At 37.4% G+C, this 20,075-nt stretch carries 15 protein-coding genes; 3 read left to right on the forward strand and 12 right to left on the reverse strand.

The window, feature by feature from the left end:
• Window positions 1-29: 29 nt before the first annotated feature.
• A complete protein-coding gene (locus HLX49_RS00795; RefSeq protein WP_164085489.1) occupies window positions 30-797 on the forward strand; it encodes a tyrosine-protein phosphatase in 768 nt (255 codons plus the stop codon).
• Window positions 798-942: 145 nt separating this feature from the next.
• On the opposite strand, the gene HLX49_RS00800 is transcribed toward HLX49_RS00795, so the two are convergent.
• Entirely contained in the window at window positions 943-1,302 is a 360-nt protein-coding gene (locus HLX49_RS00800) for a M20/M25/M40 family metallo-hydrolase (RefSeq protein WP_296360450.1), read from the reverse strand.
• 358 nt (window positions 1,303-1,660) lie between these two features.
• The gene (gene gdhA / locus HLX49_RS00805) at window positions 1,661-3,043 is read right to left on the reverse strand and encodes an NADP-specific glutamate dehydrogenase (protein WP_296360452.1); all 1,383 of its coding nucleotides are present in this window, start codon (window positions 3,041-3,043) and stop codon (window positions 1,661-1,663) included.
• Window positions 3,044-3,371: 328 nt separating this feature from the next.
• On the opposite strand from gdhA, the gene gltC reads away from it, so the two are divergent.
• A complete protein-coding gene (gene gltC / locus HLX49_RS00810; protein WP_077702943.1) occupies window positions 3,372-4,277 on the forward strand; it encodes a glutamate biosynthesis transcriptional regulator GltC in 906 nt (301 codons plus the stop codon).
• Window positions 4,278-4,646: 369 nt separating this feature from the next.
• Here gltC and HLX49_RS00815 read toward each other — a convergent pair whose 3' ends face one another.
• The 10 genes from HLX49_RS00815 to HLX49_RS00860 form a co-directional block, all read right to left on the reverse strand.
• Window positions 4,647-6,236: a long-chain-fatty-acid--CoA ligase gene (locus HLX49_RS00815; RefSeq protein ID WP_296360454.1), complete on the reverse strand. Its 1,590-nt coding sequence runs from the start codon at window positions 6,234-6,236 to the stop codon at window positions 4,647-4,649.
• Window positions 6,237-6,385: 149 nt separating this feature from the next.
• Entirely contained in the window at window positions 6,386-7,369 is a 984-nt protein-coding gene (locus HLX49_RS00820) for an NAD(P)H-dependent flavin oxidoreductase (protein WP_296360456.1), read from the reverse strand.
• A gap of 458 nt (window positions 7,370-7,827) precedes the next feature.
• Window positions 7,828-9,309: a histidine ammonia-lyase gene (gene hutH, locus HLX49_RS00825; RefSeq protein ID WP_101933641.1), complete on the reverse strand. Its 1,482-nt coding sequence runs from the start codon at window positions 9,307-9,309 to the stop codon at window positions 7,828-7,830.
• Between the two features lie 244 nt (window positions 9,310-9,553).
• Window positions 9,554-9,991 carry a histidine utilization transcription antiterminator HutP gene (gene hutP / locus HLX49_RS00830; protein WP_077702939.1) on the reverse strand — a complete coding sequence of 146 codons (438 nt, stop codon included), beginning with the start codon at window positions 9,989-9,991 and terminating at the stop codon, window positions 9,554-9,556.
• 158 nt (window positions 9,992-10,149) lie between these two features.
• Complete coding sequence (gene hutI, locus HLX49_RS00835; RefSeq protein WP_101933640.1) at window positions 10,150-11,430, reverse strand: imidazolonepropionase; 1,281 nt, start codon at window positions 11,428-11,430, stop codon at window positions 10,150-10,152.
• Window positions 11,431-11,443: 13 nt separating this feature from the next.
• Entirely contained in the window at window positions 11,444-12,406 is a 963-nt protein-coding gene (gene hutG / locus HLX49_RS00840; protein ID WP_101933639.1) for a formimidoylglutamase, read from the reverse strand.
• Window positions 12,407-12,611: 205 nt separating this feature from the next.
• On the reverse strand, window positions 12,612-14,282 hold the full coding sequence (gene hutU, locus HLX49_RS00845; protein ID WP_164085487.1) for a urocanate hydratase: 1,671 nt from the start codon (window positions 14,280-14,282) through the stop codon (window positions 12,612-12,614).
• Window positions 14,283-14,314: 32 nt separating this feature from the next.
• The gene (locus tag HLX49_RS00850) at window positions 14,315-15,451 is read right to left on the reverse strand and encodes an acyl-CoA dehydrogenase family protein (RefSeq protein WP_077702935.1); all 1,137 of its coding nucleotides are present in this window, start codon (window positions 15,449-15,451) and stop codon (window positions 14,315-14,317) included.
• Complete coding sequence (locus HLX49_RS00855) at window positions 15,448-16,596, reverse strand: CaiB/BaiF CoA transferase family protein (protein WP_077702934.1); 1,149 nt, start codon at window positions 16,594-16,596, stop codon at window positions 15,448-15,450. Before HLX49_RS00855 ends, HLX49_RS00850 begins: the two co-directional genes overlap by 4 nt.
• Window positions 16,597-16,675: 79 nt before the next feature.
• The gene (locus HLX49_RS00860; protein ID WP_101933638.1) at window positions 16,676-18,001 is read right to left on the reverse strand and encodes a YjiH family protein; all 1,326 of its coding nucleotides are present in this window, start codon (window positions 17,999-18,001) and stop codon (window positions 16,676-16,678) included.
• Window positions 18,002-18,259: 258 nt separating this feature from the next.
• Between HLX49_RS00860 and HLX49_RS00865 the strand changes: the two genes are divergently transcribed.
• Window positions 18,260-19,816 carry a helix-turn-helix domain-containing protein gene (locus HLX49_RS00865; RefSeq protein WP_101933637.1) on the forward strand — a complete coding sequence of 519 codons (1,557 nt, stop codon included), beginning with the start codon at window positions 18,260-18,262 and terminating at the stop codon, window positions 19,814-19,816.
• Window positions 19,817-20,075: the final 259 nt, after the last annotated feature.

Raw genomic sequence — 20,075 nt, forward strand, 5'->3', positions numbered from 1 at the left:
TATTTATCGGAGAGGCAGGGAGAGTACGTATGGTGAAAAAAATCCCAGTACGAACGATTGACTTAGAAGGAAGTTTTAATTTTCGTGACTTAGGTGGTTATGAAACCCTCTCAGGAAAAAAGGTTAAAAATGGAATACTATATCGTTCAGGTAATCTCCAACATATCACAAAGAACGATATGGAAAAAATTAATCAAACTGGCCTAAAGACGATATTTGACCTTCGAGGAAGTGACGAAGTAAAAAACTACCCTACGCCTTCCTTTTCAGGAGTCGCCATAAAGCATTTGCCCTTAATAGAAATAGATAGGGAGATGGTACGACAACCTAAAGATTTACAAAAATTCGTCGATCATTCACAAGAACCAGGAAAAATATTAGAAAAGCTTTATCGAGAAGTATCTAAAAACACAAACGTATATAAAGCTTTTTTTTCAACCTTGCTTAGTGATCCTACATCGCCTCTATTATTTCATTGTATGGCAGGAAAAGATAGAACTGGTGTCATGGCAGCATTAACTTTGTATGCGCTAGATGTCCCCCAAGAGCTCATCTTTGCAGATTACTTATATACAAACAACTTCCTTGATATCTTACGTGCAAATTTACAACCTGAATCTATCCAAGTAAATCAAGCTTTTATGCAAGCAATGCTGGAGGCAAGGCGAGAATATTTACAAGCCTTTTTTGATGAAGTGGAGAGCAAATTTGGTTCCGTGGACCAATATATTAATGAAGGTATCGGTTTAAGCAAGTCAGATGTAAAAACCCTACAAGCAGCTCTACTCGTTGAATAATAACCGTAAAGGCCAAAGAGGTCTACTCCTTTGGTCTTTTTTGCACTATAGGGAAGTATTGTGGGAGCAATACTATAAGCCGCGTTTCCTACTATACAAAAGTGAAAAATGAAGGGAGCTCCCTCGCTTATCCTTTTCTCCCTACTTAATCCATATATTGTAACGTAGCAGCTCCTAATATTTTGGCTGCATGCAATAAAGCGCGCTCATCTATATCAAATTTTGGATGATGGTGCGGGTATGCCATAGCCCAGCTAGAATTACTAGCTCCTGTAAAAAAGAATGCACCGTTTACATGTTGTAAGTAATAAGAAAAATCTTCTCCCCCCATTATTGGTGGCGTTTTCGTTTCGGTTACTTCTTTAATCTCAGGAACTTGTTTAGCTATGTTGGCAACAAATTCCGTTTCTTGTGGGTGGTTTACGAGAGTAGGATATCCTCGAGTAAACGTAATTTCATAATCAGCATGAAACATGTCGCAAGAAGCTTTTATTGTGCGTTCCATTTCTGCTTCAATAAATGTTCGCGTTTGCTCTTATATTAAATTCATTTTTTTCCGAACATTTACTTTGTATAAATTTTATTTATAAAGAAAATGAGCGATTATTTAAATGAACGTAAATAAGTCTGCGCAAAGTAGCAAAAACTAATTGGGCTATTACAAAGAAAGATTAATATGCATTTATACAGTCAACAAGAAAAATTATCAACCCTTATCTTATAAAGGAAAAAGGACCCAATAATTAGGTCCTTGAAATAGTATGTTCTACTTAAGTAGCAAATTACTTCGTTCGTTTTGCTACAAGAGAGAAATTAGCTCGAATAATGTATTAATAGTACACTGCATTTTGTTACTCTTTCATTTAAATGACGCCTTGTGAAATCATAGCAGCAGAAACTCTCTTGAAACCAGCAATATTCGCACCCATAACTAAGTTTCTTGGCTCACCATATTCCTCTGCCGCTTCCGTTGAAGCTTTGTAGATCGTATGCATAATATGGTGTAATTTTTCATCCACTTCATCAAAACTCCATGCAATTCGTGCACTATTTTGCGCCATCTCCAACGCAGATACAGCTACACCACCAGCATTTGCTGCTTTAGCAGGAGCAAATAAAATTTGGTTATTCATGAAAACTTCTACCGCCTCTAAAGTGGATGGCATATTTGCACCTTCGCCTACTGCTTTCACTCCATTGGAAACGAGTTGTTTAGCAGCTTGCTCATTAATTTCATTTTGTGTCGCGCATGGTAAAGCAATATCACAAGGGATAGACCAAATTTCTGTACACCCTTCATAAAAGGTTGCTTTAGGATGGGCGTTGAGATAATCACGAATTCGGCAATTTCCTTCTTCTTTTAGATGTTTTACTGTTGCCAAATTTATACCTTGTTCATCATAAATACAACCATCTGAATCACTGCAAGCAATTACCTTTGCACCTAATTGGGTTAATTTTTCCATTGCATAAATGGAAACATTTCCTGAGCCAGAGACAACCGCTTTACTCCCTGAAATGCTTAAGCCATTATCCTTAAGCATAGCGTCCAAGAAATAAACTGTCCCATACCCAGTTGCTTCTTTACGGGCTAAACTACCGCCATATCCTACTCCTTTTCCGGTCAACACACCAGCCTGATAGCCTCCGCGCATTTTTTTATACTGACCAAACATATAGCCAATCTCTCTTTGGCCAACACCGATATCTCCAGCAGGTACGTCTTGATCTGGTCCAATATAATTACTAAGTTCTGTCATAAAACTTTGTGTAAAGCGCATAATCTCAGTATCAGACTTTCCTTTAGGATCAAAGTCCGCCCCTCCTTTTGCTCCACCAATTGGCTGACCAGTTAAAGCGTTCTTAAAAATTTGTTCAAAACCTAAAAACTTAATAATACTATCGTTTACCGTAGGATGAAAACGAATTCCACCTTTATAAGGACCAAGAGCACTATTAAATTGGACACGGTACCCACGGTTTACCTGAACATTGCCTTCATCATCGATCCAAGGTACACGAAACGAAACCATTCTCTCTGGTTCTACAATACGTTCAAGAATAGACTGTTTCATATATTCTGGATGCTTTGCCAAAACTGGGGTTAAGGAAGCTAAGACTTCTTTTACTGCTTGCTGAAATTCTTCTTGATGAGGGTTACGCATTTTCACCGTTTCGTATACAGTTTCTACATATTCTTTCGCTTTTTGCATGTACGTAAATTCCATTTTGTCAACTGTTTTCATTCAAGTCATTCCCTTATCCGTCATAATGTTTTAGAAAGATATGGCCTATCGCCAAGTTTAAATGGTGAAAATTATCATTTTTGCTAACAATCTTAAAGATGTTTTAGTTTCGTATAAAAACTTGTCTGCAAACACTTGTTCATGAAAGACGCTAACTCTTTGAATGCCATGATGGTTTCTTAACGTTTCAGAAAAACTTGGCTTCTATCGTGCAAAAATAGTAGATTTCCTTATAAGGAATATTCTATAATTAAACAAAGTATCGAATCAATATAAAGAAACGATAAAATCAATGCGTTTTACGCATTAATAAGGAGAATGAGGCAAAATGGAACTCAGGCAAATTCGTTATTTCATGGAAGTAGCTTCCAGAGAACATGTTACAGAAGCCGCGACTGCGCTACATGTTGCCCAATCTTCTGTAAGTAGACAAATTGCCAATTTAGAATCTGAGTTAGGCGCTGATTTATTCATTAGAGAAAACAGAAAAATAAAGTTAACCCCTATAGGAAAAATCTTTTTCGAACGGATGAAGCAGGCAATGAACGTTATTGATCATGCCAGTAGGGAAGTAGAAGAATATGTAGACCCCAAAAAAGGTACGATTCGCGTCGCCTATCCAATTAGTCTCGCTGCTTATATGTTACCTACCGTTATTCATGCCTTTCGAACAGAATATCCAGAAGCAAAATTCAACCTGAAGCAAGCACTTTATCCTGAATTAATGCATGGGCTTACAGATGGAGATTTTAATTTAGCTTTGCTTGGTCCGTTGCCTAAAGAAAATAACAAATTTCAACGAAAAGCATTATTTACTGAAAGAATTGTAGCATTACTACCCCTTCACCACCCACTTGCAGATAGAAGTTCCATTCGTCTCAGGGAGCTAAAGGATGATCCTTTTATTGTTTTGCCAGAAGGGTTTGTATTACGTAATCTGGTTGAGGAAGCATGTTACACCAAAGGTTTTGCTCCTATTATTGGCTTTGAAGGAGACGACACAGATGCTTTAAAGGGGTTGGTATCAGCAGGACTTGGCATTGCGCTTATGCCAGAAGTCACGTTAATTGATAATACACCACGCTCTACGGTTGCCATTCCGTTAGCTGAAAACGATATTACTCGAACAGTTGGTGTGATTACCCCTTCCCATCGACAATTATTACCAACTGAAGCGATCTTTTATGACTTTTTATTGCAATTTTTTTCTAGAATAAACTACTTTAGTCATTAGTTATGCCTACAAAAGTAGCCTCCCGACAAGAAATTTATTGTTAACGGAAGGCTGTTGTAAAGCTTTTTTATTATACTATAGGAAAGTTTAAAGGTTTATAGTATAGGAAAAACGACAGCGTTTTTTTCCATAAGACTTGCCAACAAGCAACGTTTTTCTAAAAAATATTAAAGTGCTGTAAGACTACTGCTCCAAGAATTGGAGCATGTGAAGTGGGGGATGAAAAAAGCCCCCACAGATGAACAATCATTTATAGAAAGCATTGCATATAGTAAAAATATTTATTGTAAAAGTAATTGTTATTCCTTTAGGATAGATGTGCTTACTGCAATCATTTTCTATCTTGGTAAACGAAGACGCTTCTTCGTATTAATTCACCAGCCGTTCACTATCCCAATACATTTGACGCAAACGAAATTTCTGTAATTTTCCTGTAGCTGTTTTAGGCAATTCTTTAACAAATGCTACTTTTTTTGGTGCTTTAAAATGTGCCATATTGTCACGACAATACGTAATAATATCTTCTTCAGTAACGGTAGCGTTTTTCTTCAAAATAATAATTGCTAGTGGTACCTCTCCCCATTTATCATGTGGAATAGCGATAACAGCTGTTTCTAATACGGCAGGATGACGATATAAAACACCTTCAATTTCCGTAGAAGAAATATTCTCACCACCAGAGATAATAACATCTTTAGCTCGATCACGTATTTCTATATAGCCATCAGGATGCGTTACAGCTAAATCACCTGTATGAAACCAACCGTCCTTGAACACCTCTTTGGTTCGCTCCTCATCTTTATAATAACCTTCCATAACAACATTGCCTCTAGTTACAATTTCTCCAAGTTCTTCCCCGTTCCATGCAACTTCTTCGCCATCTTGATCGACTACTTTTGTTTCTCCATTAAAAACCATTTCTACACCTTGCCTCGCTTTTAAAGCGGATTGTTCTTCAAGAGATAATTGGTTGAATGAAGATTTCCACTCATTGTATAAAATGAATGGGGATGTTTCTGTCAAACCATACACATGTAAGATATCCAAGCCAAGCAAATCTTGCGCTTGTTGGATTAACGCTGCTGCTGGTGGAGAACCTGCTGTAGCCATTCGTGATTTTACATTAATCGAAATCTCGTTTACTTTTGGCTCGTTTACAAGCATATTAATCACAATTGGAGCACCACATAACAGCGTTATATGGTGTTTTTCAAATAAGTCTAAAATGACCTTTGGATCAACTTTTCGTAAACATACATGTACACCACCTACAGCCATAATCGCCCAGACACCGCCCCAGCCATTCACATGAAACATGGGAAGTGTGTGGAGATAAACGTCTTCGTGCTTTACCCCTAAATGAAACATAAAATCTGCGGAATTCATATAATTGCTACGATGTGTTTGCATCACTCCTTTAGGCTTAGATGTTGTACCACTTGTATAATTAATGGTTAAAAGTTGATTTTCATCTAAGTGAAGTGGCGAAAATGAAGTAGACTCAACGCATTGAATGAAATGTTCATAATCTATTCCCTCTATTTGACTATCATAACCAGGTACCTCGACAACAACAATATCATTCAGATTCAATTCAGATTCAATCTCTTTAATAGAGGAAGTGAATGCTGCATCAACAATGAGTAATTTAGCATCGCTATGATTAATAATATACGCCATGTCTTCAGGTGAAATACGATAATTTAACGGAACCATAACCGCCCCCGTTTGACATATCCCATAAAAACATTCCAGCATATAATGTGTATTCGGTAACATAACAGCTATGTGATCTCCTTCATGGATTCCCGCATTGATTAACGCTTGTGATAGTCGATCTGTTCTTTCTCCAAATTGCGCATACGTAAATGTTTTTTCTTCATCAATAACTGCCACTTTGTTGGGATAATATTTAATTGCTCTTCGTTTCCAATCAATTGGTGTTAGTGGATAATGCATACAACCTGCCCCTTTGTATGTAATTTTTATCTTCTTCACAATAGATGTCGTAAACGAACAGAAACTACGGATACGACATCTCTATGGATAAAGCATTAGTCGGTACGTGCACGAGTTTCTTAACAAATTGTAAAATCTAGTAGAAAAGATTATTTCATGTATACAGCATTTCGTTGTTTTATATTTCGTATGGCTTTTTCATAGGAGGTTTCTAGCTCATCCACAATTTCTGAAATAGTTTGAATCTCTTTAATAGGACCAATTCCTTGTCCAGCACCCCAAATATCTTTCCATGCTTTTGCCTCCGTTTGCAGCTTATTAAAATCGATTTCCTGCTTCGGTTTTAAGTTAGTTGGGTCTAACCCTGCTTTTGTAATACTCGGGATAAGGTAATTAGCATGTACCCCACTAAAAGCATCCGTATAAATAATATCTTCAATAGCAGAATCAACAATCATTTGCTTATAATCTTGAGAAGCTTCACTTTCTTTTGACGGGATAAATCGCGTCCCCATATAAACAAAATCTGCTCCAAGTACTTCAGAAGCTAGAATATCCTCTCCTTTTGACATTCCGCCAGCTAAGATAACCGGACCTAAAAAGAAAGAACGAACCTCATGCAGAAATGATATCGGATTTAGCTGCCCTGCGTGACCACCTGCACCACTTGCTACTAAAACAAGTCCATCTGCTCCTTTTGCTATTGCTTTTTTAGCAAATTTGATATCAATGACATCTGAAAAAACAATTCCACCATATTCATGAGCAATTTTCACAACTGGACTAGGATCACCTAAAGAAGTAATGACAATTGGTGGTTTATATTTTTCTATTAATTGTAAATCCTCCGTATAACGCTTATTAGAACGATGCGTTATAAAATTTATTCCCCACGGAGCAATTTTTTTATTTGGATTATCTTTTTTCATCTCCTCTAACTCGTTAGTAATTTGTTCCATCCAATGCTCCAATATTTCTTTTGTTCTTGCATTTAATGCAGGAAATGTCCCTACAATTCCTGCTGCACAAGCTTCTGTAACCATTTTAGGACTAGAAACTAAAAACATTGGTGCCATAACAATTGGCAAACGCATAGACGCTTTCATTTCTTGAATTGCTTCGTTAGTCTTCATTTTTAACTACCCCCTTGTCTATATTTAGATCCTCCACCTAGAGTAATCGCTTTCAGTTGCACATCTAGCAAAATTACTACGATCACTAAACCCACCGTATAATTACTGATAATTCTAATAATTTTTCCATTCATTGTCAAGGCTTTTTATGAAATAGGAACCTCTTGCCTTGAGGAAACATTCCATTTTTAAAATTGGTATATCGCTAAAGCTTATGGAGGTAGCCAGTATTTCTTATACGATTAACCTTAAATTTTTTTAGTTTTCATAGAGGAACTTCAGCGAAATACATGCGGACTCCAGTTATTCTACAGTACTACCTTAAAAAAACTTGGCTTATTGGCAATTCATATGGCGAATGCTATAGTTTTTCTTAAACTATAAACGCTAAAAATTTTATGCTTCCTACAGTATTAAAAACATATCTACGTAGCAACAAATGTAGCATTTATAATTATTTAATAGCTTCGTAGTGTATCGGATAACCTTTCTATATCTTCAGAAAATACACGATCTTTAGTAATCCTTGGAACAATTCCCCTATGTTCCTCCCATTTTCCTCTTATCTTTGGAGCCATCTTATCAACTCCCCTATATTCTACAGCTTCAAGAGCACAAATACATTCTATAGTAATAACTTTTCGCGTATTATCAATAATTATTTTTGCATGTCTAGCTCCGATGGTCCCCATACTTACATGATCTTCCTGATTAGCAGAAGACGGAATAGAGTCCACACTAGCTGGATGCGCCAGCGTCTTGTTTTCTGATACTAAGGAGGCAGCAACATATTGCATAATCATAGCTCCTGATTCGAGTCCTGGTGACGGGCTAAGGAAAGCTGGCAAATCATTTAACTGCGGGTTAACTAACCTTTCCACCCTACGCTCAGAAATATTTGCTAACTCAGCAACTGCAATTTTCAAAAAATCCATTGCTAAAGCAATTGGCTGCCCGTGAAAATTCCCGCCTGAAACGATCAACTTTCCATCATTTAAAATTAACGGATTATCTGTGGCTGCATTTATTTCTATCTCTAACTTCTCTTTCACATAATCCAATGCCTGCCATGAAGCTCCATGAACTTGTGGAATGCACCGTAATGAATACGCATCCTGTACTCGTTTTTCACCTTGACGTGTGATTAACTTGCTTCCTTTAAACCACTCCCTCATTCGCTCTGCTACAGCTATCTGTTGAGGGTAACCCCGCACTTCATGAACGGCTGGATGAAATGCATCGATAATACCTTCAAGTCCTTCCATCGTCATTGCTGCAATCCATTCACTATCAAACGCTAGTTTTTCCGTTTCAATATAATTCATGATACCTACTGCCACCATTGCTTGCGTTCCATTAATTAACGCAAGCCCTTCCTTAGACTGTAACGTGATTGGGACTATTTCTTTTTCTGAGAAAACAGTTTCTGTAGATCTTATTTCGCCGTTCTTACCAAAAACGTTGCCTTCTCCTATCAACACTAAAGCTACATGCGCAAGTGGAGCTAAATCACCAGAAGCCCCTAATGATCCTTGTTGCGGAATAACTGGATGAACTTGTTTGTTAATCAGATCAGCTAGTAAGTGTACCAATTTTGGCCTAACACCAGAAAAACCTTTCACTAGAGCATTTAGTCGTAGTAATAGCATAGCCCGAGAAATTGTTTCAGAAAAAGGCTCGCCGACTCCACAAGCGTGCGAACGAATTAGGTTCAATTGTAAATCGCTTACGTTATCATTATTAATGATAACATCACTAAGTTTCCCAAATCCTGTATTTATACCGTAAACTGTTTCCTGATTTGCTACTATTTGATCGACGCTATTACGACTTGCTTTAACTTTTTCCATGCTTTCTTTGCATATAGATATATCTTCCATATTAACGCAAACACGCCTCACTTCATCGACCGTTAATGAATGACCTGTTAATTCCACCATACGTACTCCCCCTTTTGAAATGTCTTTGTTAAAGTGTATCTTCAAGTAGTGGGGTTTTCCCTCATCCCAAAACTTGTTGATAGCATAAGAGAAACTTGGCTTTTTTCCCTTTTTTATGAAGAAAGCCGAAGTTTATAACCCTCTAGCTCTTAAGATTTCTTATAGTACAACAAAAAAGAGGTAATAATGGCAGATAAAACTAGCCATCATCACCTCCTACTTAGCTAACGACTATAGGTAATGATTATATATGATTAATTCCTAAGCCAATTGCTTCGTGTTCCAGCCCTCTTATGGGCGCTCCAATTGTCCCATAAAAGGCTACCGCTATCCACTCGCCTTCTTGTTCAAGCTCGTACGGCTTTCCGCGTACGACAGCAAAGCGCAAACCAACCGTTCGCATCATCTCTCCAAGCGCCCACTGCCCTCGCGTCACACCTTCAAGCGCTTCCAATATAGCATGATATAATGCATGCGTTTCACGGTACAGCTTTTCTTCAATCATTCCACTCCGTTTAACAGCGGTTTCTACAGAGGAAATAACCTTCTGTAATTCCATTGACCCTACTTTCCCCTCACAAATCTGCACGGTTTCAAAAGCAGATGAGAAGTAAGTACGTTCTTCCTCATCCAGCATGACATGTAAAGTCGCAATCTTGCCAATACGCAAATGGTTATTCATGATCAATACATACCCCTAAGCTGACATCTTTTCTAATAACTAATAGCTATCTTCAGTATATGCGTTCTCCAATAATTTCGTCAAGATTGTGAAAACGAAACGTAATATAATTTTTTATACTATTAACAAAATCGTACATTCTCATCATTTCCATTTACTTAGTAATACGCTAAATGTCTCTCTTCCACAACAATTTCCCCATTTTTAATCACTGTATCTACATGATTCATCCCATACTGATAGGATAATGTTAAGTAGTTAGGTACATCAAAAATCGTTATATCTGCTTTTTTACCAACTTCTAAACTACCAACCTCTTTTGCACAGTTAATAGCGTGAGCAGCATTTATTGTTGTTGCCATAAGCACTTCTTCTGGTGTCATCCCCATCTTTAAACAACCTAAATTCATAATGAATTGCAATGATAATGTTGGAGAAGACCCTGGATTAGCATCCGTTGATAATGCAACAGCAACTCCATTATCAATCATCTTCCGAGCGTCTGCAAATGCCGCCATTAGGAAAAAAGCAGTGCCAGGAAGAAGGACGCCAACGACATCGTTTTCTGCCATTTTAGTCATTCCTATTTCAGAAGCTTTTAACAAATGATCAGCAGAAATAGCACCTACTTCCGCTGCTAACTCCGCTCCACCATATGGCTCTATTTCATCAGCATGAATTTTGGGGATGAGACCATATTGCTTTCCTGCTTCTAAAATTCGTTTGGATTGTTCAGGCGTGAATACACCTCGCTCACAAAATACATCGTTAAAAACTGCTAAATTTCGCTTGGCTACTTCTGGGAGCATTTCATCAATCACTTTATCGACAAATTTTTCTGGCTGGTCTTTTTCCGCAATTGGAATTGCATGCGCCCCCATAAATGTAGATACAATATCAATGACATGGTCCTTATTTAACTGCTGCGCTACTTCCAATTGCTTTAATTCATGCTCTGTTGTAAGACCATAGCCACTTTTCGCTTCAACTGTTGTCACACCATGTAATAGAAACGTATCTAACCTTTTTTTTGACGTTTGATAAAGTTGTTCAAAACCTGCTTTTTGCGTCGCTTCTGTCGTTGCATGAATTCCGCCACCTGCATGCATAATATCCATATACGTCTTTCCTTTTAAACGCATCGCATACTCAATTTCTCTCGTTCCAGCATGCACAAGATGTGTATGTGGATCAATAAGTCCAGGTGTGACAATTTTTCCTGTTGCATGAATTTCTTTCGCATTTCTAACTACGTCTGGATAATTGTTTTTTATTTCTGCTTCCGTACCTACTGCTATAATTTCTCCGTCTTGAGCTAACACACTCCCATTCTCAACAATGCTTAATTGCTGCATCGCTTCTTTTTTAGCTGGTTTATCTGTATGACCTTGCATCGTAATTACCTGCGCTGCATTTTTCACAAATATAGAGTTTGACATGTTTAACGCCCCTTCATAGCATATTTTTTCTATTTTGCATGGATTGCATAGCATCTGCAATGAAATAAGCAGCTAATTTTACTGTTTTATTATTTTCATCAACAACAGGGTTTACCTCGGAAATATCCATACTAAGCAAATTCGGTTTGGCTACTATATACCGTATCAAGTCTCTAACTATTTTAGGCTCTAACCCAAGCGGAGATGGAGCGCTCACACCTGGAGCTGCAGTTGCTTCCACCGCGTCCATACATAAAGTAAAGATAATATAATCATGCTGTTTCGTAAAATCGTCTATCAATTTTATAGTTTGGCTATCATTGGCTACGTCCTCAGCTAAAATATAATTACTTTGATACTGAGCTGCTTCTTGAAAAAGAGCTTGCGTGTTTCCCCATTTTTGAATACCTAAACATAAATACCCCGCATACTTATCTTGCTCCAATATCTGTTTAAACATCGTACCTGAAGTTGGCAGAAAATCATTTCGTAAATCAAAATGCGCATCAATATTGATTATCCCCAATTTTGTTGTTTGATTGACATATTGACGTGCACCAAGATAATGTCCATATAATGTTTCATGTCCTCCTCCAAGTATGATTGGTGTGGATTGTGCTTGTAGTAAATAATGCATGTATTTCCCTAATTCTTCTTGTGATTCTTCTAATTGTTGATGTATACAACTTACATTCCCTACGTCAAATATAGACAATTTTTCTAAATGGTAAGCTAAATTTGCCAGTACAGATCTAATTTCATATGGCGCTTTTGCCGCACCGACTCGACCTTTGTTCCTGCGAACACCCTCATCAGAAGAAAATCCAATCAAAGCTATGGATCCCTTTAAATCATTATCTCGTTTACGTGATGCAATGTCTTTCAATTGAATAGCTTGGTGAAACCGAAAGTAAGCTGGATCTGTTGCATGATCTACCCTCCCAGACCACCATTGTTTTTCTGTCATCGAGTACATGTTCCTACCACCTTTCACAATCTTTATGGCAAAAGCTATTGTTCTATACGAAAAGCCTTTATTTTTCTATGGAAGAACACTTATCATGATTAGAAAAATTTGGGTTGTCGCCAAGTCTTATGGCGGAAAAACGCTGTCGTTTTTTTATACGATAAACCTTATAATTTGTATAAAAAGGAAAGCCTCAACAGTTCATGTTCTTCGACTATACTTCGGAATCCATCATCGGAATGTAAATTCCTTTCTCTTTTGCTGTTTCAATAGCAATATCATATCCAGCGTCCACATGCCTTGCTACTCCCATGCCAGGATCGGTGATTAAAACCCGCTTTATTTTTTCAGTTGCTTCTTTCGTGCCATCTGCTACGATAACTTGACCCGCATGCTGTGAATATCCCATACCCACTCCACCACCATGATGTACGCTAACCCAACTAGCACCACCTGCAGTATTAAGGAGTGCATTCAATATTGGCCAATCAGATACGGCATCACTTCCATCTTTCATCCCTTCTGTCTCTCGATTTGGAGAAGCTACCGACCCTGAATCAAGATGATCACGACCGAATACAATAGGAGCTTTAATTTCCCCTGTAGCAACCAGCTTGTTAACTTCTAATGCAAAACGATGACGATCTCCATATCCGAGCCAGCAGATGCGAGAAGGAAGCCCTTGCCATTGTATCATTTTTTGCGCCATATTTATCCACTTTACAAGAGACTCATCTTCAGCAAACATTTCTTTAACTAGACGGTCCGTACGGTAAATATCCTCTGGATCACCTGAAAGGGCTGCCCAACGAAATGGCCCTTTCCCTTCACAAAATAGCGGACGGATATAAGCAGGAACAAAGCCAGGAAAATCAAAAGCATTTTCCACTCCCGTTTCTTTCGCATAAGCTCGAATATTATTGCCATAATCAAACACTTCAGAACCAGATGCTTGAAAATCCAACATTGCCTGAACATGAACACCCATAGTAGCTTTTGCCTTTTCTTCATAAGCTTTAGGATCCTTCTTTCTTAATACCAAAGCTTGTTCGAAACACATCCCATTTGGTATATATCCATTTATTGGGTCATGCGCGCTCGTTTGATCTGTTACAATGTCTGGGACGATTCCCTTTTCATAAATAGCTGGAAATACATCAGCACAATTACCAACAAGACCAATGGAAACGGCTTCCCTTTTTTGGCGATATTTATTCACTAGCTGTAAAGCCTCGTCTATGTCGGTAACCAAGTAATCACAATAGCCCTCATTTATTTTGCGTTCAATTCGTTTTCTTTCTACTTCGACTACAAGCGTAACCGCTCCAGCCATTTTCCCTGCTAATGGTTGCGCACCACTCATACCTCCCATGCCACCTGTTAAAATAAGTCTTCCGGATAGATCTGTTGATCCAAACGCTTTTTTGCCAGCTTCTACAAAGCTCAAATAAGTTCCTTGTAAAATGCCTTGTGCTCCAATATATATCCAGCTACCAGCTGTCATTTGCCCATACATCATAAGGCCTTCACTTTCCAATTTATAAAAGTGATTCCAATTTGCCCAACTAGGCACGATATTTGAGTTGGCGATTAATACACGAGGTGCATGGTCATGTGTTTTAAATACAGCTACAGGCTTCCCTGATTGTACAATTAGTGTCTCATCGTTTTCCAGCTTTTTCAACGTAGCAATTATTTTATGGAAAGATTCCCAATTCCTTGCTGCTTTGCCTATCCCACCATAGACAACTAATTCATCTGGATTTTCTGCTACTTGTGGGTCTAAATTATTCATTAACATCCTCATTGCTGCTTCTTGCTGCCAACCTTTACATGTTAATTCTGACCCCGTAGGTGCCTTAATGACTTGATTTGTATTCATCATTAAATCTCCCCTTTATATTCTTTATGAAGTAATTATTTTAATAAGTGACTAGCGATAACAATTTTTTGTATTTGAGACGTGCCTTCAAATATCTCTAATATTCGTTGATCGCGATAATATCTTTCTACTGGAAACTCCTTCATGTATCCATAACCGCCATGAATTTGAACTGCTTTATGCACAATTCTTTGACTCGCTTCAGACGTTATTAATTTTGCAATAGCTGCTTCCTGAGAAATTCTTCCCCCACCATCCTTTAATGAAGCTGCGTAATACGTGTACATACGAGATACTTCTAAATCAGCTTTCATTTCAGCCATCATCCACTGCAAACCTTGATATTCCGCAATGGGGTTGCCAAATGCTGGCCTTTCTTTAGCATATTGAACTGCTGCATCTAAAGCAGCTTGTGATAAACCTACAGCCATCGCCGCAATGCCAATCCTTCCCCTATCCACAACTTGCATAGCAAGCTTAAAACCATCCCCCTCTTCTCCTAGAAGGTTTTCTTTTGGTATACGACAGTTTTCAAAAATCACTTCATCTGTGGTAGCTCCCCTAATCCCCATTTTGTCATCCCCTACTCCAAACGAGAGGCCTTCTGTTCCGTTTTCTACTATAAAAGCACTAATGCCTTTATTTCCTTTTGATGTATCCGTTTTCGCATAAACAATAATAATATCAGCATATTTACCATTAGTAATAAAATGTTTCATACCGTTTAAAACATAATCATCGCCATCTTTTACGGCTGTCGTTTTCATGGAACCTACATCTGTTCCCCCAATCGGTTCTGTTAACCCAAATGCAAAGAGCTTTTCACCTTTACAACCAGGGATTAAGTACTCTCTTTTTTGTTCAACACTCCCTGCTAAGAATAAACCATCAATTCCTAAGTAATGGGCTGTTAATATAGAACCAGTTGCAGCACAGCCGTATGTTATTTCTTCAACTGCTATTGCTTCCGTTATAGAGTCAGCACCTACACCGCCAAATTCTTCTGGGTATGCTATCCCTAACAATCCAAGTTCCCCCATAGACTTTACGTGCTCCAAAGGGAATGCATTTTTCTCATCCCATTCTTTTGCTCGGGGCGTCAATACATTTTTCGCATAATCACGAACCATGCTTCGAATACTGATTTGTTCCTCCGTATACCCAAAATTCATTTCATCATCTCCTTATATTTTTCAAGTATAGCTTCTGTATGCTCTCCAAGCTCTGGGGCTGGCTGAATATTCGTTTGTTTTAAGCTTGATAACTTAATAGGATTTCCAGGTATTTTAAACAAACCATGTTCTAATTGATTCACATCTACAAGCATATTTCTCTCTTTTATATAGGCACTTTCAGAAATATCTTTTATGTCGTGTATAACAGAACAAGGTACCCCCCCTTGTTCAAGTAAAGCTGCTGCCTCTGTTGCAGTGTATGGACGTAACCAATTTTCTATTTCGGCTTTTAATAACTCTTGGTATTTCTGTCTGTTGTTATCTGTACGAAAACGTTCATCCTCTAGCATATCTTCCCGATGAATTAATGTAGTAAATCTTTCAAACAATGATTCATTAGCAATAGCAATAGCTAAATATCCTTCTTTTGATTGATATATATCGAACGGTGCACTTATTGGGTGCCGATTTCCAATTCGTTGTGGAACATTTTCATCTACTGTATACCGCATCACATTACTCTCCAATAATGCATATATCGAGTCTACCATCGCCACATCAATATGCTGCCCTTCCCCCGTTCGCTCTCTATGAAATAAAGCAGTAGTGATCCCAATCGCTGCATTTAAACCAGCACTAGTATCTCCTAAGGAAGCACCAACACGTGTTGGTGGTGAATCAGGATAACCATTAATACTCATTATGCCTCCCGCGGCTTGTGCAATAAGATCATAGGCAGGCTTATTACTCCAGACGCCTTCTTGTCCAAAACCGGAAATAGAAGCATAAATAATATTTGGTTTCATAGCTTTTAGAGATGCGTAATCTAAATTAAATTTGCGCATAATTCCAGGTCTAAAATTTTCAATTACGACATCTACATCTTTCACCATTTCCTTTAATAAACAAATAGAGTCAGGGTCTTTTAAGTTTAGTTCAACGCTCTTTTTTCCAGTATTTAAATAAACAAAATAGCCACTTAACCCATTTTGAAATGGTCCAAAAGAACGTGTATCGTCTCCATGCCCTGTTCTTTCTATTTTTATAACTTCAGCACCAAAATCTGCTAGTATTTTTGTAGCAAATGGACCAGCTAAAACCCTTGTAAAATCTAACACTTTTATCCCCTCTAATGGTTTCACAGTAAAACCGTCACCCTTCTATTTAAATTTAGAAAAACTCCTATAGTGTAAAAAAGCTTTTTCTTAAAACTACTCTTTTTCAAAAAATTAACTTTGCTATTGGTATGATGATAAATAACGTTAGCACAACTCTCTGAAACCATATAATAATCATCTTAGATATCGGTATTGGTATATCCGTTGAAATAATGACAGGGATTACTGCTGAAAAAAATAAAATGGATGATACGGAAAGCACAGCAACTATAAATCTAGTTGCAAGCTCAGCTTCCACCACAAGTAAAGATGGTAAAAATATCTCCGAAATGGAAATAGCAGCAGCTTTCGCAGTTAATAGAGCTTCAGGTGCTTGTAAGAGCCATGTAATTGGAACAAAAATATAAGCCAACCAATCAAATAGTGGTGTATAATAGGCAAGTACTAAACCAAGTAGACCTACAGACATTATGGAAGGGAGTGTATTCATTGTCATCATTAATCCTTCTTTTAAATGCGCAACTACACTAGAAAATATACTAGGAGCTCGATTTGCCGCATAAATGCCTTCTTTCCATCCATGATATAATCGATTCTTTTTGATGATCGTTTCAGGATTTCCTTTTCCGCTAATGTACGTATTCTTTATCCTGCTTAAGGGCCAAATTCTTACTGTAATAGCTGTTACAACAAACGTTATGATTAAAGACATCCAAAAGTACAAGTTCCAAAAATCCATTAGATTTAACGTATTTGCAATAACTATCATGAACGTAACAGAAACTGTAGAAAAGCCAGTAGCAATAATGGAAGCCTCTCGAATTGTGTATTTACCCTGATTAAAGACTCGATTTGTTACTAATAAACCTATCGAATAACTACCGACAAACGATGCAACTGCATCAATTGCTGAGCGTCCTGGAGTTTTAAAAACAGGGCGCATAATTGCTTGCATAAATACGCCAACGAACTCTAAAAATCCATAGTTAACAAGTAATGCTAAAAACATAGCTCCTATGGGTATTAAAATACCAACAGGTATGATTAATTGTTGTAATAAAAATGGCCCGAGATCAGGATGAAAGAGCCAAGCTGGCCCAACGTTCCATACAAGCATGGTTCCAAAAACAAATCCAACAACTTTAAATAAAGTAAGGATTACATTAATAAAACTATCTCTCCATGTCTTATTAGCTATTGGATAGACAGCACCAAGAAAAAGAATGAGAACAGTATAACTATGTATGACAAACATGGGGAGGGTGGTTTTAATTCCACTTACAATATGGTCGAGTAAAATTGATGATTCTCCTCCAATTGGTACGGGAACAAAGAAAGAAATGATCCCAAACAAACTGAATAGCACAAACTTCCAAGCGGCTCTTTTATCCGATAACGATTGCTCCTCTCGAATTTTTGTTTTTTCCATTGCTTAACCCCCAGAACTAATAATGCGCTTACATTTTTATTATTTTCTTTATTATATTTTTTCTGATATCATTAAAAAAGAGATTTTTTTACGAACTTTAGCATATTTTTATTACTCAATTCGATATAGCAATTCCTTTGTAGCAATACTATTTTATAGTTAGGATTTTTTATTGAAAGCAGAAAAACTAGGCATGTCTCCAATCTTATACTACAGCCTAATTAAGATGTTCAATACGTTAAGGGAAGGGTCTAGATTATGGATATTTTAATTATTGATCGAGATGAAACGGAAAGAACTGGAATGGAATGGTTTATTCGTTCCAACCAGCTGCCATTTGAGCATATTCTTCATGCAAGGAATATCAAACAAGCAAATATGCTTTTAAGCAAAGGAAAACCGCATGTCGTCATACTCGAACTGGAATTGCTTTCTCCTACTAATTTTGCAGCTTTTGCTACGAACATTCGCAGGTATTCCAAAAGCTTAATTACAACAACAGCAGAGCCTGTCTTTGAAAGAGCCTCGCAAGCTATTGAACTGCAAAGCAAATCACTACTTGTCAAACCACTTAACCTTACACTATTAAAAAAAGCACTAACAAACGCAACAAAAATAGAGCACAGCAGTCAGCCTATGGAATACATTTCAAGAAGTCACGAAATATACCATTCCTTATTTTTAAAAACTTCTTTATCAGACCCTGTTCAGCCCATTTTTTTGCTGATAGAACCAGAAAAGCAAGCACACATACAGGATTTATTTACATGGTTATACAATAATAGCCCACCATTTAAAATTGAGCTTTATCCACTGCATAACCGAATTGTTTGTTTAGCGTATGTAACTTATCCGTATACAACGGAGAACATCAAATTCGAAGTCTCAAAAATAATGCAGTTATGGAGAGAAGCATTTGACTTCAACATAAATATCGCTATTTATAAAAACGAGATGGATATTATCGATCTGCATCAAGCCTATGTAGTGACAAAAACTGTGCTTAACATGAGATTTTACAAAGGGTTTAATCAGGTATTTGTAGTTGATCAAGTTTACACTTTCTCATCTTTCGATCCTTTTTTAACTTCTGATGAACAGAGATTTTGGATGGAGAGCTTAGAAAAAGGAGATATTGAGAGTATTAAAGATTATTTATATCAAACGTTTACAAGACCGTTTAACAATTATCCCGAACCAGAGATTGTCCGAATTCAACTTACAAGTGTTCTTGCACAGGTGCGACGGTTTATTAATAACTGTAAATTATCTAAAATAGAAGTTGTGGAAGAAGCGTACCACCATACGTTTCAAATCATTTTAAATCATCCAGTTCTGTACACAATTGTGCAAGAATTCATTCTATTTTGCATCACTGTCATCAAACATGCTCAAGTTCAAAAGCAAAAGCGAGAATTTAATTATTTAGAAAGATCGCTTTTGTATTTAGAACATCATTTTAATAATGTAAATCTTCGCCTAGAAGATCTAGCGAATTACCTAGAAATCAGCCCCAATTACTTAAGTCATTTACTTTCGATGGAGAATAAACCATTCAAAAAAATTGTAACTGAATTCAGAATAAATAGTGCGAAAAAACTTTTACTCCATACGAATGAAACCATTTATAACATTAGCATTTCTGTTGGCTTTAAAGACCAAAATTACTTTTCCAGAGTTTTTAAGCAATTCAACAATAAATCTCCAAAAGAATATAGAAGGTCACATCAAACGCAGCCAAGAACAAAGGCGCAAGCGCCCGTTCAGCAACGTAGCGACTGGAACGAATCAACTGAGATAAAGGAATCACGGTGAGGAACGAACCGATGATGACTTATCGTAGGGCGATTTCGTGAAGTCGCCTAGTTGCTGGGCGCTGGAGCCGGACGTGGCTAAATAACTTAGTAGTTTATCCACAGCTGCTAAATTTTATAATTTCCTAGACAATTAAAAACGACCAGTTCCAATAAAAGAACTGGTCGGTCGTATTATTTATCTTACAGGCCACAATTGCCGTATTTTGTAATAAAAAGTTTTAAACCACCACTTCGCTAAGTGGGTGTTTGCAGAAACT

Origin of the sequence: Virgibacillus sp., from assembly GCF_013393565.1 — a bacterium.
In the GTDB taxonomy this organism is placed as follows: domain Bacteria; phylum Bacillota; class Bacilli; order Bacillales; family Amphibacillaceae; genus Virgibacillus; species Virgibacillus dokdonensis.